Origin of the sequence: Hymenobacter citatus (assembly GCF_014333615.1) — a bacterium.
GTDB lineage: Bacteria > Bacteroidota > Bacteroidia > Cytophagales > Hymenobacteraceae > Hymenobacter > Hymenobacter citatus.
The window spans coordinates 1-14,545 of record NZ_JACSCY010000015.1; the positions used below are offsets into that span (position 1 = coordinate 1).

General features: G+C 54.6%; 12 protein-coding genes and 1 pseudogene. 8 read left to right on the forward strand and 5 right to left on the reverse strand.

What is annotated here, in order from left to right; genetic code table 11:
• Positions 1 to 148 precede the first annotated feature (148 nt).
• Positions 149 to 1,141, reverse strand: a complete 993-nt coding sequence (locus tag H8B15_RS16280; RefSeq protein ID WP_187320717.1) for an acyltransferase family protein — start codon at positions 1,139 to 1,141, stop codon at positions 149 to 151.
• A 483-nt stretch (positions 1,142 to 1,624) separates the two neighbouring features.
• On the opposite strand from H8B15_RS16280, the gene clpB reads away from it, so the two are divergent.
• Complete coding sequence (gene clpB / locus H8B15_RS16285; RefSeq protein ID WP_187320718.1) at positions 1,625 to 4,237, forward strand: ATP-dependent chaperone ClpB; 2,613 nt, start codon at positions 1,625 to 1,627, stop codon at positions 4,235 to 4,237.
• 53 nt (positions 4,238 to 4,290) lie between these two features.
• On the opposite strand, the gene H8B15_RS16290 is transcribed toward clpB, so the two are convergent.
• Positions 4,291 to 4,884: a hypothetical protein gene (locus H8B15_RS16290; protein ID WP_187320719.1), complete on the reverse strand. Its 594-nt coding sequence runs from the start codon at positions 4,882 to 4,884 to the stop codon at positions 4,291 to 4,293.
• Complete coding sequence (locus H8B15_RS16295; RefSeq protein ID WP_187320720.1) at positions 4,884 to 5,102, reverse strand: hypothetical protein; 219 nt, start codon at positions 5,100 to 5,102, stop codon at positions 4,884 to 4,886. The genes H8B15_RS16290 and H8B15_RS16295 overlap by 1 nt, the downstream gene beginning before the upstream one ends.
• 79 nt (positions 5,103 to 5,181) lie before the next feature.
• Here H8B15_RS16295 and H8B15_RS16300 point away from each other — a divergent pair.
• A pseudogene (locus H8B15_RS16300) lies at positions 5,182 to 5,444 on the forward strand (type VI secretion system ATPase TssH); the annotation flags it as partial.
• Between the two features lie 62 nt (positions 5,445 to 5,506).
• Here the strand turns inward: H8B15_RS16300 and H8B15_RS16305 are convergent.
• Positions 5,507 to 5,899 (reverse strand): hypothetical protein, encoded by a 393-nt coding sequence (locus H8B15_RS16305; protein ID WP_187320721.1) that lies wholly within the window; start codon positions 5,897 to 5,899, stop codon positions 5,507 to 5,509.
• Between the two features lie 421 nt (positions 5,900 to 6,320).
• Between H8B15_RS16305 and H8B15_RS20885 the strand changes: the two genes are divergently transcribed.
• The 6 genes from H8B15_RS20885 (at position 6,321) to H8B15_RS16330 (ending at position 12,848) form a co-directional block, all read left to right on the forward strand.
• On the forward strand, positions 6,321 to 7,607 hold the full coding sequence (locus H8B15_RS20885; protein ID WP_216859177.1) for a family 1 glycosylhydrolase: 1,287 nt from the start codon (positions 6,321 to 6,323) through the stop codon (positions 7,605 to 7,607).
• An 11-nt stretch (positions 7,608 to 7,618) separates the two neighbouring features.
• On the forward strand, positions 7,619 to 8,536 hold the full coding sequence (locus H8B15_RS20890) for an SDR family oxidoreductase (RefSeq protein ID WP_216859178.1): 918 nt from the start codon (positions 7,619 to 7,621) through the stop codon (positions 8,534 to 8,536).
• A 199-nt stretch (positions 8,537 to 8,735) separates the two neighbouring features.
• Complete coding sequence (locus H8B15_RS16315) at positions 8,736 to 9,341, forward strand: HupE/UreJ family protein (RefSeq protein WP_187320722.1); 606 nt, start codon at positions 8,736 to 8,738, stop codon at positions 9,339 to 9,341.
• A gap of 170 nt (positions 9,342 to 9,511) precedes the next feature.
• Positions 9,512 to 11,866: a M1 family metallopeptidase gene (locus tag H8B15_RS16320; RefSeq protein ID WP_187320723.1), complete on the forward strand. Its 2,355-nt coding sequence runs from the start codon at positions 9,512 to 9,514 to the stop codon at positions 11,864 to 11,866.
• Between the two features lie 127 nt (positions 11,867 to 11,993).
• On the forward strand, positions 11,994 to 12,419 hold the full coding sequence (locus H8B15_RS16325; RefSeq protein ID WP_187320724.1) for a hypothetical protein: 426 nt from the start codon (positions 11,994 to 11,996) through the stop codon (positions 12,417 to 12,419).
• 54 nt (positions 12,420 to 12,473) lie between these two features.
• The gene (locus tag H8B15_RS16330) at positions 12,474 to 12,848 is read left to right on the forward strand and encodes a PH domain-containing protein (RefSeq protein ID WP_187320725.1); all 375 of its coding nucleotides are present in this window, start codon (positions 12,474 to 12,476) and stop codon (positions 12,846 to 12,848) included.
• A 152-nt stretch (positions 12,849 to 13,000) separates the two neighbouring features.
• On the opposite strand, the gene H8B15_RS16335 is transcribed toward H8B15_RS16330, so the two are convergent.
• A complete protein-coding gene (locus H8B15_RS16335) occupies positions 13,001 to 14,458 on the reverse strand; it encodes a glycoside hydrolase family 30 protein (RefSeq protein ID WP_246455562.1) in 1,458 nt (485 codons plus the stop codon).
• Between the last annotated feature and the right edge of the window lie 87 nt (positions 14,459 to 14,545).

Consider the following 14,545-nt stretch of genomic DNA (forward strand, 5'->3'; position numbering starts at 1 on the left):
TTATGACCCCAACCGAGTTTCGTCAAGCCGCCTGACCTCTATTTTTCACTGGCCTACCGGACAGGGAAGCCTACAGGATTGTGAACTTGCAATTCACTTTAGCAATTAGTACAAACTACACTAACCTTAAATTATACATACCATGAATTTAAGTTCCACTAAGAAAATTAATAGCTTTAGGGTATAACCTGTCAATAAATACAAACAAAATAACGCAGAATAAAAAACTTATTAGAGGGTTCAGCAACATCAAATATCCACCACCTAGATTCTTCATATTTAAAAATTTGAACAAATATATATTTAGCATAGGATGATATAAATATATTAACAATGAATATTTTCGACCTAATCTTGCTATTAAAACATCTTTATCTAACTTAATTCGCAAGGATAATCCAAACATGGACAAAGCAAATAATGAACTCGATAAAACAAATTCTATATTATGAGGACTATATCCGGTTCCTTTATAGGCAAGAACCATTTCTACGCATTGAACCAAGAAGGTAAGCAATACAAGTAGACCAAAAACATAAATCGAAATTTTATTAATTACGTTACTTGATTTAGCTATTAAAACACCCCATATTAGAAAGGGTATTGAAATAAAATATCTTGCAAAATCGTGATTTAATTTCATTTGCATATAAATAGAATAGACATCGAGAGTAACAACTACTATATAAATAGTAATAGATATAAGTAATAGAGAAATATTGGAGAAGGATTCCAGAGAGTATAATAGAGCTAGATAACCGAATATCATCGAACCAACAAACCATAGATGCCCTGAGACACCATTATCTAAGTCATGAAAATTGAGAAATTCGTTTAAAGTGTGACTTTTATTTATAAACAAATCGAAGGCTATATAAATAATATTACTCACCACATAAACAGACAGCAAGTTTTTTATGGTCTTTACAAACTGAATATTACCTCTCTCCCGATAATTTCTTTGGAAGAAGTAGCCACTTAGCAAAAAGAAGAAGGGAACAGCCCACCTCCCCCACCATCTTATCCCAAGTACAAGACTATTTGTTAGATCTTCGTAGGGAACATGCAATGCAACAACAGATAAGGCACCGAGTAGCCTAAAAATATCGATTGCATAATTCCTTTTTTGCCTCTCATTCATATATGTATTTACAGATTTATTTTGATGTTTTTTATGCGATATTTACTATGATTAAATACTAAAAACTTTTAATTTCTATTCTATGCATTTGCAATCATTTAATTGATATAAATCCGTCTCCTATTCATATGAGTACATATATAATTTTTTCACTTTTCTTCTAAGCATACGCTCACTTCGCTTTACTCAACTTATTATATACATTAATTATAGCTTTTGTCCTATACCTATTTAATAGATACTACTAAATAGGTATAGGACAAAAGCTATAGCCGACCAAGTGTTTTAGATTATATGGCAAAGCTAACTGATGTACTCCACCTTTACTGATTTAATTAATAAAAATGACTTTTTGTCTACTATTATTTACTGCAACTCCATAAACACAGCCAAAACGTCAGCCAAAATCCCCTAGCACCTCGTTTGCTATGTCTTGCGTAGAACTTCCTACCCGGAAGTCATCTACTTAAGACTTAGCGACAAATGAACTTTAATAACTATACCATCAAGGCGCAGGAGGCCGTGCAAAAGGCCACCGAGATTGCGGGCGCCAACCAGCAGCAGGCCATCGAGACGGGGCATTTGCTGCAAGGAATTCTGCAATCGGATGAGAACGTGGTGGGCTTCCTGACGAAGAAGCTGGGTGCCAACCAAAACCTACTGACGCAACGCTTGGATGCCATTGTGAGTGGCTACCCCAAGGTGAGCGGCGGCTCGCCCTACCTCTCCAACGATGCCAACGCGGCATTGCAGCGGGCTACGGGCTTTTTGAAAGAATTCGGCGACGAGTACGTGTCCATTGAGCACATGCTACTAGGTATCCTGGGCGGCAAGGACAGCACGGCTACCCTGCTGAAAGACGCAGGCTTCACGGAGAAAAACCTAAAGGCCGCCATCAAGGAACTGCGCGGCGGCCGCACCGTGAACAGCCAGTCGGCCGAAGACCAGTACCAGAGCCTGAACCGCTACGCCATCAACCTGAACGAACGGGTGCGCACCGGCAACATGGACCCCGTGATTGGCCGCGACGAGGAAATTCGGCGGGTGTTGCAGATTCTGTCGCGCCGTACCAAGAACAACCCGGTGCTGCTCGGTGAGCCGGGCGTTGGTAAGACTGCCATTGTGGAGGGCCTGGCCCAGCGCATCGTGGCCGGCGACGTGCCCGAAAACCTGCAGGACAAAACCATCATGTCGCTCGACATGGGCCTGCTGATTGCGGGCGCCAAGTACAAAGGCGAGTTTGAGGAGCGTCTGAAAGCCGTTATCAAGGAAGTGACCGACGCCGAGGGGGAGATTATCCTATTCATCGACGAGATACACACCCTGATTGGTGCCGGCGCCGGTGGCGACTCGGCCATGGACGCCGCCAACCTATTAAAGCCAGCGCTGGCCCGCGGCGAGTTGCACGCCATTGGTGCCACTACCCTGGCCGAGTACCAGAAGTATATCGAGAAAGACAAAGCCCTGGAGCGCCGCTTCCAGGCGGTGATGGTAGACGAGCCGAGCGTACCCGACGCCATCAGCATCATGCGCGGCATCAAGGAGAAGTACGAGCTGCACCACGGCGTGCGCATCACCGACGATGCCGTAATTGCCGCCGTAGAGTTGTCGAACCGCTACATCACCGACCGTTTCCTACCCGACAAGGCCATCGACCTGATGGACGAGGCCGCGGCCAAGCTGCGCATTGAGCTGAACTCGATGCCGGTGGAGCTGGACGAGGTGCAGCGCCGCATGATGCAGTTGGAGATTGAGCGCGAGGCCATCCGGCGCGAGGAAAACCACGACCGCGAAGCCGTGCTCAACAAAGAGCTGGCCGACCTCGGCGAACAGCGCGATTCGCTGAAAGCCCGTTGGGAATCGGAAAAATCGGTGCTCACGGACATCCAGACGCAGAAAGAGAACATCGAGCGTTTCAAGGTAGAAGCCGAGCAGGCAGAGCGCCAGGGCGACTATGGCCGCGTGGCGGAGCTGCGCTACGGCAAGATTCAGGAGGCTGAGGCCAATCTGAAAACCTTGCAGGAGCAAGCCAACGCCAACAAAGACGGGGGCTCGATGCTGCAAGAGGTAGTCACCAGCGAGGACATTGCCGAGGTAGTAGCCAAGTGGACTGGAATCCCCGTAAGCAAGATGCTGGCCAGCGACCGGGAGAAGCTCCTGCACCTAGAAGATGAGCTGGGCCGCCGCGTAGCGGGCCAGACTGAGGCCATTGCGGCTATTTCCGATGCCGTGCGCCGCTCGCGGGCCGGCTTGCAGGACCCCCGCCGCCCGATTGGTTCGTTTATCTTCCTGGGTACGACCGGGGTAGGAAAAACCGAGCTGGCGAAGGCCCTGGCTGAATACTTGTTCAACGACGAAAACGCTATGGTGCGCATCGACATGAGCGAGTTTCAGGAGCGCCACGCGGTATCGCGCCTCATTGGGGCACCTCCCGGCTATGTGGGCTACGACGAGGGCGGTCAGCTGACCGAAGCCGTGCGCCGCAAGCCCTACTCGGTGGTGCTGCTCGATGAGATTGAGAAAGCGCACCCCGACGTGTTCAACATCTTGTTGCAAGTGCTCGACGATGGCCGCCTCACCGACAACAAAGGCCGGGTGGCGAACTTCAAGAACACCATCATCATCATGACCTCGAACACGGGGGCCGACATCATTCAGCGCAATTTCAAGGAGCTGAACGAGTACAACGCCGAGGAAGTGCTCGACCGCACCCGCGAGGAGGTAGTCGACCGCCTAAAGCAGCACATGCGCCCCGAGTTCCTGAACCGGATTGATGAAATCATCATGTTCGAGCCGCTGAAGCGCAAGGAAATCCGCAAGATTGTGGACATCCAGTTCAAGCAGATTCAGCAGCGTCTAGAAGAAGCAGGCATCCGCCTGGAAGCCACCGACGAAGTGCTCGACTACCTGGGCGAGGCCGGGTTCGACCCACAATTCGGCGCCCGCCCGCTCAAGCGCGTGCTCCAGCGCCAGATCCTGAATGAGCTGAGCAAGGAAATCCTCTCTGGCCAGGTCTCGAAGGACTCGGTGGTGGAAGCTGTGCTGGAAGACGGCCACATTCGCTTCGTGAACGTGGAGCTGCCCACGGTGGAGTAATTGGGTTCGGTCTGAAATGAAAAGCCCCGCTGGCATTGCGCCAGCGGGGCTTTTCATTTCAGACGTTGGTATACCATTTCCATCCGTTTGATATGCGCTAACACAGGAACTGCCCAGACCGGCACTGGCTCGAATTGCTGCAAAGGAGTACCAGGAAGTAAATCAGCTACCTGTTGTGTTTCAATCCCAGTATTGTCATAGAGTTGTAAACGGTCGAAGATGCGGTAATACTGTTTCAGCAAGGATAACCCATTTGCGTAACGCTGCTCAACTAATGCAGGCGGCACATCGTGTCCACCTTCCAGCACCCGTTGTGAAATACGCTGCTGGCATACTGCTACCGATTCAAGCCCAACATACCGGAGTTCCAGGCGGTAGCGTTCCTTCTTCAAAGAAGAAAACAGTTTATAGTCTCGTTCACCGGCAGCATTGGTTTCAATCACGAAGGATACTTTCTGCTCAATCCACGCATCTAATTGCTGCCGTAGCGCAACTTCTACTTCATAAGTTGTAAAGCCTTGCTGGTACAAACTATCCCCATTCAGGCGTGGCACATTGGGCGCTTCAAACTCGTAGAGTGACGTTTTGCCGGCGCCATTAGGTCCAGCTAATATGTAGATGGTCGGAACAAGGGCAGAATTAGGCACTATTCCGCAAGAATTTCTATACGGTTTGTGTTTGGCCACTCCCGCACTAACCGACCTTGCGCATCACGATAAGTCAGGAAGGAATTGGCTTTCTTGGCGCGGGCGTGCACATACTCACGAAAGCCACGTTTAAACTCTGGCGAAGCAACGCGCTCTGTCATGTTAGCAAGATTATCGAGTTGCTGAGCTACACTGCCAGTATTCGGTGCCGATTCCATAAAATAGTATCTTTTCTACAGTTAGAAAGGTAACGTTAAATTTGCAGAATGGGTGCAGGCATCTTTCTGCACTTGGCACATCCGGTTCAAGCAGATTCAGCAGCGTCTAGAAGAAGCCGGCATCCGCCTGGAAGCCACCGATGAGGTGCTCGACTACCTGGGCGAGGCCGGGTTCGATCCGCAGTTTGGCGCCCGCTCAAGCGCGTGCTCCAGCGTCAGATCCTGAACGAGCTGAGCAAGGAGATTCTCTCCGGCCAGGTGTCGAAGGACTCGGTGGTAGAGGCGGTGCTGGAAGACGGCCACATTCGCTTCGTGAACGTGGAGTTGCCAACCGTGGAGTAGGTCGGTTTCGATTGTACAAAGAGCCCCGCCGGCACAGTGCCGGCGGGGCTCTTTATTTGGTACTACCTGAAAAACTTTGGTTTGAGACGCTTACGGATATACGGCGGCAGGATACCGGATTGTTGGTACAACACCACTGTTTGTTCTTCTTTTTGCTGGCTGAAGCGCGTGAGTTTGCCTACGCCGATGCCCGCCGGCACACCACCTAGTACAGCAATACCAACCACGGTTCCGCCAGTAGAGCCAGCCCAGGCATCGGAGCTGCTGGTGGCTGCCACTGAGGCTATACGAACAGCAAACAACCCGCCTACGGCCGTCCATATCCAGCCGCCGGTCCGGTGGCTACTGAAAACACGTTGTACCGCTCGAACGGTATCGGAGCGGGAGAAGCTGGCAGTCGGCGGTTTGACCATGCCAGCTGATTGAGCATGTAGCTCACTGCCAAGCAACAGCATGCAGCTACTAAATAGCACACTTCTAGTCATTCAAAATACAAGTATAGCGGCGAGTAAATCGGCTAAAGCTAGTCGAACTCTGTGGTATTCCTGAATCTCCCGCCATAAGTCTCGGGCCATATAGCAGCGATACGGCATCATATCTGGTGCGAATGACGGGCACACGTACTGCCGCAAAAAGAGCCCAACAGTAGCACCGCTCCTGGCACTACGGCAAGCCCGACCGTAGCAACCCCTGACTGATACGGAGAGTAGAACAGGGGTAGGAATCTTATCCTACCCCTGTGTTTTTCCACCTCCTATGTTCAAATGCTTCAGCCTGTTAGCCCAGTACCCCTATCGTTCTGAACCGCCGCTGGTGCTGCATACAGACAGGCAAGATGGCAGGGCATGGGCCGGGCACCAACGATAACCTGATTATATGGAAAACATAGACATCTGGGGCGGCGTGGAATGCACCTGCCGGCGCGTGGGCGACACCTATTCTGATCAACTCACACGTAGTGGCCACCGCAACCGAATTGCAGACCTGGACCGGTTTGCGGAGCTGGGGTTGCGCACGCTGCGCTACCCGGTTTTGTGGGAGCACGTGGCTCCTACCAGCCTAGACCAGCTCGATTGGCGCTGGCCCGACGAGCGGCTCGCGCGGCTGCAAGAACTGGAGATTGAGCCGATTGTGGGCCTTGTTCACCACGGTAGCGGGCCGCGCTATACCGCCCTCGATCAGCCAAGTTTTGCTACTGGCCTAGCGCGTTATGCCGGCCTGGTAGCCGAGCGCTACCCGTGGGTGCGCTACTATACGCCCGTTAACGAGCCTTTGACTACTGCTCGGTTCAGTGGCCTCTATGGAATTTGGTATCCGCACGGCACCCACGACAGCGTATTTGTACGGCTACTTTATCATCAGGTGCTGGCTACCAAGCTGGCGATGCAGGCCATCCGGCAGGTAAACCCGGCGGCGCAACTCGTGCAGACCGAAGACCTGGGTCAAACGCACCACACCCCCGCCCTGGCCGCGCAGGCCGAGTTTGAGAATCACCGCCGCTGGCTGAGTTTCGATTTGCTCAACGGCACCGTCACGCCAACGCATCCACTGTGGTCGTACCTGCGCGGCAATGGCCTGAGCGAAGCGGAGCTGGCTATTTTTCAGGACTCGCCGCTGCCGCCGGATATCCTGGGTATCAACTACTACGCCACCAGCGAGCGGTTCTTGGATGAGCGGGTAGAGCAGTATCCGGGGCACGGCGCCGTGCCGGCTACCGATAGCCGACCGGCGTATGTGGATGTGGAGGCCGTGCGCGTACCCGATGCTGACATGACGGGCCTGGAAGAGCTGCTGCGCCAGGCCTGGACGCGCTACCACCGCCCGTTGGCCATCACCGAATCGCACCTGGGCTGCACCCGCGAAGAGCAGATGCGCTGGCTTCAGCAAGCCTGGGAAGCCGCCAACCGCCTGCGCCGCACCGGCGTGGATATACGCGGCCTAACGGTGTGGTCGCTACTGGGCGCCTTCGACTGGGACAATCTGCTCACCCACGATGGGGCTTCGTACGAAAGCGGCGTGTTTGATGTGCGCAGAGGCAAGCCTCGGCCCACGGCACTTTCCAAGATGGTACGCAACCTTATCCGGCACGGCCACCATCACCACCCCGTTTTGCAAGGCCCAGGATGGTGGCAACGCCCCATGCGCTTCTACTCGGCTTCCTGATTTCACCTGCTATGAACAACCTTGACCTATCACCTGCCATGCAGCCCCTACTCATTACGGGTGGCAACGGCACCCTGGGCCACGCCTTCCGCCTGATCTGTGAGATTCGGGGAATAGCGACCATCAGCCTGAGTAGGGCTGAACTGGATATTACGGATGCCAGCGCCATTGCGGCAGCGCTGCGGCTGCACAAGCCCTGGGCCGTGGTGAATGCGGCTGGTTACGTGCGGGTAAACGCCGCCGAAACCGACGCCACGCAGTGCTACCGGGAAAACACGCTGGGCCCTACCCTGCTGGCGCAGGCCTGCGCCGCCCGGCAGGTGCCGCTCCTCACCTTTTCTTCTGATCTGGTATTTGATGGAAAGCAGCGCCGCGCCTACCTCGAACACGACCCCGCCCGCCCCCTCAATGTGTATGGGCACAGCAAGCTGCAAGCCGAGCAAGCTGTATTGGCGTATCATCCGAAGGCGTTGGTAGTGCGCTCAAGTGCCTTCTTTGGGGCCTGGGACGAGCATAATTTTGTGCATCACGCGCTGACTGCTGCCCGGCTGGGCGAATCCTTTGCGGCCGCCGCCGATGTGGTGGTTTCCCCTACCTACCTGCCCGATCTGGTGAATACTGCGTTGGATCTGCTCCTGGATGAGGAGCGGGGCATCTGGCACCTGGCCAATGACGGTACCTGCACCTGGGCCGAGCTGGCTCGCCTGGCCATAGAAACCGCGGGCCTGGACTCGAGCGGCGTACTGTCCCAGCCAGCGGCCTCGTTTGGCTGGGCTGCCATGCGTCCGAGTTTTAGCGCTTTGGGCAGTCAACAGGGCATGCTGCTACCCAGCCTGGAAAGCGGCCTGCACCGCTACCTGGCCGACGAGCACCTATTACACTCGGCCAACTCACCGGTCTATCTTATGACAGAAGGCGCATTATTATAATCTGCTGCATCACCCGGATTTGCGGCTTCTTCGTGTCGTGCTGCCACCAGCATATTTACCCGTGGGTAGCGCGAGGAGGTGCGCACGAAAGGGTACTGGCAGACAAATGACACTTTGATTTATTGAGGCTACAGCCTGTATCGCGTTATTGGGCTATATGCAGCCGGCTGTATATGCGCCAGTTTGTTAGCTTTGTCAGATGTCGTCCGTCTTCCAGACCTACCTCCAGCTCGGCTTTTTCCACATCTTCAATCTGCAGGCCTACGACCACCTAGTGTTCCTGCTGGCCTTGTGCGCGCCGTATGTGCTGAGTGATTGGCGACGGGTTGTAGCCTTGGTCACGAGCTTCACGGTGGGCCACAGCATCACATTGGCTCTAGCTACGCTAGGCTTTGTGGAGTATAATCCGGCGCTGATTGAGAAGCTGATTCCGGTGACGATTCTCATCACCTGCGTTGTGAACATCGTGAAGGCTGGCCGGGCCAACACCCGGCCTATTGTGGCCCCTACCCGGCGCGAGCCGCTGGTGCTTACCCTACCCAACTTGCTGGCCGCCAGCTTTGGGTTGATTCACGGGCTGGGGTTTTCGAGCTACCTGCGCGAGCTGCTGGGCCAGCAAAGCCGGCCGGTGCTGGAGCTGCTCAGCTTCAACCTGGGCGTGGAGGTAGGGCAGCTGCTGATTGTGGGCATTATCCTGCTGCTGGGGTTCCTGATCCTGCGTGGCTTCGACGCCGTGCGCCGCGACTGGGTGCTGATAACCAGTGGAGCCGCTTTGGGCGTGGCCCTCGTGCTACTTATAGGGTAGCATGGCCTGTCAGTTGAGCTGCCGGGTACCGGCCCGACGCCTTACCCCCTACCCTTTCAAAAAGCCACCGCCTGTGCAACGCAGGTGGGTCTGCACTGTCTTTTTCTCTTGCTGAATAGCCCACCGCTTTTCAGTAGATTTGCTTTCTCCCCTCCGCATTTATTCCGACTATGCTGAAACACCTTCTTCTGACGGCTGGCATGACGGCCGCAATGGTCGCGCCGGCTCTGGCCCAGAGCACCAACTCTGGCACCGATAAGTTTGCGCAGCTCGGCCCCGAGCTACCCACGCCCAACGAGTACCGCACGGCCAGCGGTGCCCCCGGCCACGCTTATTGGCAGCAGCGCGCCGACTACAACATTCGGGTGAAGCTGGACGACGAGAAGCAGGCCATTACGGGCTCCGAGGACATCACCTACACCAACCTTTCGCCCGACGAGCTGCCCTACCTGTGGGTGCAGCTTGATCAGAACATCATGGACAAAAACTCCATGACCACAGCCACCCAAACCAGCCAATTGCAGACGCGCATGCCGTTCCAGGCTCTCGACTACATCGAGCGGTCGGAGTTTGATGGCGGGTTTAAGATTGAGTCGGTGAGGCTGAAGGGCGCGGCGCTGAAGCACACCATCAATCACACGATGATGCGTATCGACCTGCCTACCCCTTTGAAGCCCAAGCAGTCGGTGACGTTCAGCATTGCCTGGCACTATAACATCAACGACCAGACCAAGATCAGCCAGCGCTCGGGCTACGAGTTCTTCCCCAAAGACGGCAACTACCTCTACGAGATTGCGCAGTTTTACCCCCGCATGGCCGTGTACTCGGACTTTCAGGGCTGGCAGAACAAGCAGTTCCTGGGCGCGGGCGAGTTTGCCCTACCCTTCGGTGACTACCGCGTGAGCATCACGGCCCCGTCTGACCACGTGGTGGGCGCCACCGGCACGCTGCAAAACCCCAACGACGTACTCACCAGCACCCAGCGCCAGCGTTTGAACAACGCCCAAGGCGCTCAAAAGCCCGTGCTGATTGTGACGCAGGCCGAGGCCGAGCAAGCCGAAAAAGGCAAGCCCAAAGGCACCAAAACCTGGACGTACGCTGCCAAAAACGTGCGTGACTTCGCCTGGGCGTCGTCGCGGAAGTTCATTTGGGATGCCATGGGTATCAAGCAAGGCGGCAAGAACGTGCTGTGCATGAGCTATTACCCCAAGGAAGGCAACCCACTGTGGGGCCAGTACTCCACGGAGGTAGTGGCGCACACCATCAAGACCTACTCCAAGTTCACGATTCCCTACGAGTACCCAGTGGCTATATCGGTGCACGGCCCGGTGGGCGGCATGGAGTACCCCATGCTGTGCTTCAACGGTGGACGCCCTGAGGCCGACGGCACCTACTCGGCGGAGCGGAAATACGGGATGATTTCGGTGATTATCCACGAAGTGGGCCACAACTTCTTCCCGATGATTGTGAACAGCGACGAGCGCCAGTGGACGTGGATGGACGAAGGCCTGAACACGTTTGTGCAGTACCTCACCGAGCAGGAGTGGGAGCGTAACTACCCCTCACGCCGCGGCGAGCCGCGCAACATGGTGGACTATATGAAGTCGGACCCGAGCGTGCAGACGCCGATTATGTCGAACTCGGAATCGGTGTTGCAGCTGGGCAACAACGCCTATGGCAAGCCCGCTACTGCCCTGAACGTGCTACGCGAAACAGTGATGGGCCGCGAGTTGTTCGACTACGCCTTCAAGCAATATGCCACCCGTTGGGCCTACAAGCACCCCGAGCCCGCCGATTTCTTCCGTACCATGGAAGACGCTTCGGCCGTGGACCTCGACTGGTTCTGGCGCGGCTGGTTCTACACCAATGACCACACCGACCTGAGCATCGAAGGCGTGAAGTCGTACACCGTAGACTCGAAAAACCCCGAGGTAGAAAACGCCCTGAAGCGCCAGCAGATCAACACCGCGCCCAAGAGCATTTCGGACATGCGCAACCTGCAGGATATCCCCAAAACGCTGGTAGACAAGAAGCCAGAGTTGAAGGATTTCTACAACAACTACGACCCACTGAATACCACCGCCGCCGATAAGCAGCGCTATCAGCAGTATGTGAAAACCCTGAAGCCCGAGCAGCAGCAACGCCTCAGCCAGGGTCTGAATTTTTACGAGGTAGACCTGAAAAACCTGGGCGGCCTGGTAATGCCCGTGATTGTGGAAATGACTTACGCCGACGGCAAGAAGGAAATAGTAAACATTCCGGCCGAAATCTGGCGCAAGAATAACGAGCACGTGACCAAGGTATTCGTAACCGAGAAGCCCGTGACGGCCTTCGTGCTGGACCCCTACCAGCAGACCGCCGACACCGACCTCTCGAACAACGCCTATCCCCGCCAGGTAGCCCCCTCGCGCTTCGAGCTGTTTGAGTACCAGCAGCGTCAGCAGCAGAACCCCATGCAGCAGCAAGTATCGATGCAGCAGAAGGAAGACAAGCCAACGAACACCAGCGCTGGCGGCACAAACTAAACGTGTTTTTACCCTGCAAAAAGCGTCCGCTCCTACCAGAGCGGACGCTTTTTTTATAAGCCAGTGCAACGTCTTTATCTTCCTTATACTCTCCTTTTTATCTACTCTACTATCCTACCGCATCAATATGAAAAACACAGTACTCCTTGTTCTTTCTTGGCTTAGTCTAGTCAGCTTGGGAAGCTGTACGGAAGCCCCTCCGCAGTGCATCCCTGGCATTGTAGTAGGTACCACCTGCACAGGGGGTTATCTGATACAGATAGATGAGAAATATCCGATTGGTCAGGCGCTACAGTTTAGTGGCGATGGGAGCACGAATAGCCTTCCTGGACCAGCGGCAACACCTGCTACTTATACCAATGTAATTGAGGTTTTTGGTTTGTACGACCCTGCTATTTTGCGCGGCAAGCAACTGTACTTTCAATTGCGCGAGCCGAAAGCAGATGATGCTCTACCCCACTACTGCACCGCCAATGTGATAGGGTATACCGCACCGCAGTTTGTCGTTACAAATTACGCTGATACTTCCTGTTACGCTTTTGCGGCTGAGTAGCCCGCTACTTTTGCGTGCCTTACGTAGAGGAAGTTCCACTCATATCGTTTTCTCATGGGACTACTCGACGGCCTTCTCGGCAACGCATCCGAAAAAGACGCGCAGGAATTACAGCAGCAACTCAACCGAATTCTGGCTTCCGGCGAGCGAATTGAGCACGCCTACGCCATCATCCGCGACCAGCTTATCTTCACCAACAAGCGCCTGATCCTGGTAGACAAGCAGGGCATGACGGGTAAGAAACAGGAATTCCTGAGCGTGCCCTATCGCAGCATCGAGCGGTTTTCGATGGAAACCGTAGGGCATTTCGACCTCGAATCGGAGTTGAATATCTGGGTGCGCGGGCAGGACGAGCCCATTCGCAAAACCTTCCGCAACGACAAGAGTGTGTACGATATCTACCGCGCGCTGGCAGAGTACGCGCTGTAAGCTGCTCAAAAAAGCAAGAACGTCATCTCGACCAGCGGGAAAATCTCGCGTGCTGAGGTAGGATATAATTACCGGAGCACGCGAGATTTCTCCCGCTGGTCGAGATGACGTTCTGTTTAGTAATCCTATCTACCTACTTTGCTGTCTACCTCCTACCACACATACGTACCTACAGAGCCTCCCTCTAGGGTTACTTGCAAATCCTTGCCGCGATATTTCACCACAAAGGTTTGAGGGTTGCTGCTGGTATTCAATACAATCAGCACTTTCTGGCCACTAGGATTTTTGAAGCCCACATTGGGTAGGTTGCTAGGCACGCTGGTATTAATACGCACCGAGCCGGGCCGCACAAACTTAGCCGCCTGTGCGATGATGTAGTAAGCTGGGTTACGCGTTACGGAGTTGCCTGCAATGGTCACGGCGGGTAGGCACTCGGTGCAGCCGCCAGGCGTGTGCGGGCCATTGCTGGGGTCGGCGGCCAGGTTCCACTCCAGCACGTTGCGCGACCAGTTCCGCGTGGCCCCGATAATAAGGTTATTCACGTGCCAGCTCAGGTCTCCAGCGAAGTTGCCGGGGGCACCCACCCATTGCTCGGTGAAGTAGACGTTTTTATCGGGGTAGGCATTGTGCACCGACGATAGCGCCTCAATACTACCAGCGTAGAGGTGAAACGCTGAGCCATCGACATACTGCCGCGTCTGGGCATCGGCCAGCACGGCTAGCGGGTAGTCGGTACGGTCGGTGTTGTGGTCGTAGAGAATGATTTTGGTGGTTAGCCCCGCCGATTTTAGCGCTGGCCCAACGTTATCTTTGATGAAGGTGGCCTGCTCCGTGGCCGTCATCGACATACTGGGATTGTTATCCGGGTTCAGCGGCTCATTTTGCAGCGTAACGGCATCAATAGTCACGCCCTCCGCTTTCATACCCTGCACATACTTCACGAAATACTGCGCGTAGGCATTGTAAAACTCCGGTTTCAGGGAGCCGCCTTTGCTATTGCCATTGTTCTTCATCCAGGTAGGCGGCGACCAAGGCGAGCCCAGAATTTTGATGCTGGGATTGATAGTCAGAATCTCTTTTAGCACCGGCAGCAAGTGCTGACGGTCGGGGTCGAGGCTGAACTTGGTAAGCTGAGGATCGGTTTGGCCAGCCGGCAGATCGTCGTAGCTGAATACCTGCGTATCTAGGTCCGACGCGCCGATACTCACACGCAGGTAGCTGGTACCGATGTTGTTGGCATCGGTGGCAAACAGCTCTTTCAGTAGCGCCGCCCGCTCGGTGGCGCCCATTTGGTGCAGCACGTAGGCGCTGCCGCCCGTCAGCGTAAAGCCAAAGCCATCGATGCTTTGGTAGGTTTGCGTGGTGTCTACCGTAATGGTTGGCAAGGTATTGTTAGCAGCCGGCGTGGCGAAGTTCAGCGTCAGGGGCTGCTTTTGAAACAAGACGGTTTTGTTGGCCGTGGTGAGCCACAGCGCCACCTGCGACGGGCCAGTAGGCGTGGGCGGGGTAGGCGATGGGGGTGCGGGTTGAGCATCATCGTTCCCGCTATTGGAGCAGCTGCTCAGTCCTACCCCGGCCGCCAGCACCATCGCCCAGAATGCCTTATTCATTATCGAGCACTTCATATAACATTGGAACAGCAATGAAAATAGGGAAGGTTTGCACCTCCCCTACCCTCTGGTTTATGGATACCGCTA

What these genes read in the sequence shown, in the direction of transcription:
- H8B15_RS20890 (WP_216859178.1), top strand. Translation starts at nt 7,619, where the DNA reads ATGAACAACCTTGACCTATCACCTGCCATGCAGCCCCTACTCATTACG.
- H8B15_RS16315 (WP_187320722.1), top strand. Translation starts at nt 8,736, where the DNA reads ATGTCGTCCGTCTTCCAGACCTACCTCCAGCTCGGCTTTTTCCACATC.
- H8B15_RS16320 (WP_187320723.1), top strand. Translation starts at nt 9,512, where the DNA reads ATGCTGAAACACCTTCTTCTGACGGCTGGCATGACGGCCGCAATGGTC.
- H8B15_RS16280 (WP_187320717.1), bottom strand. Translation starts at nt 1,141, where the DNA reads ATGAATGAGAGGCAAAAAAGGAATTATGCAATCGATATTTTTAGGCTA.
- H8B15_RS16295 (WP_187320720.1), bottom strand. Translation starts at nt 5,102, where the DNA reads ATGGAATCGGCACCGAATACTGGCAGTGTAGCTCAGCAACTCGATAAT.
- H8B15_RS16305 (WP_187320721.1), bottom strand. Translation starts at nt 5,899, where the DNA reads ATGCTGTTGCTTGGCAGTGAGCTACATGCTCAATCAGCTGGCATGGTC.
- H8B15_RS16335 (WP_246455562.1), bottom strand. Translation starts at nt 14,458, where the DNA reads ATGAATAAGGCATTCTGGGCGATGGTGCTGGCGGCCGGGGTAGGACTG.
- H8B15_RS20885 (WP_216859177.1), top strand. Translation starts at nt 6,321, where the DNA reads ATGGAAAACATAGACATCTGGGGCGGCGTGGAATGCACCTGCCGGCGC.
- H8B15_RS16325 (WP_187320724.1), top strand. Translation starts at nt 11,994, where the DNA reads ATGAAAAACACAGTACTCCTTGTTCTTTCTTGGCTTAGTCTAGTCAGC.
- H8B15_RS16330 (WP_187320725.1), top strand. Translation starts at nt 12,474, where the DNA reads ATGGGACTACTCGACGGCCTTCTCGGCAACGCATCCGAAAAAGACGCG.
- clpB (WP_187320718.1), top strand. Translation starts at nt 1,625, where the DNA reads ATGAACTTTAATAACTATACCATCAAGGCGCAGGAGGCCGTGCAAAAG.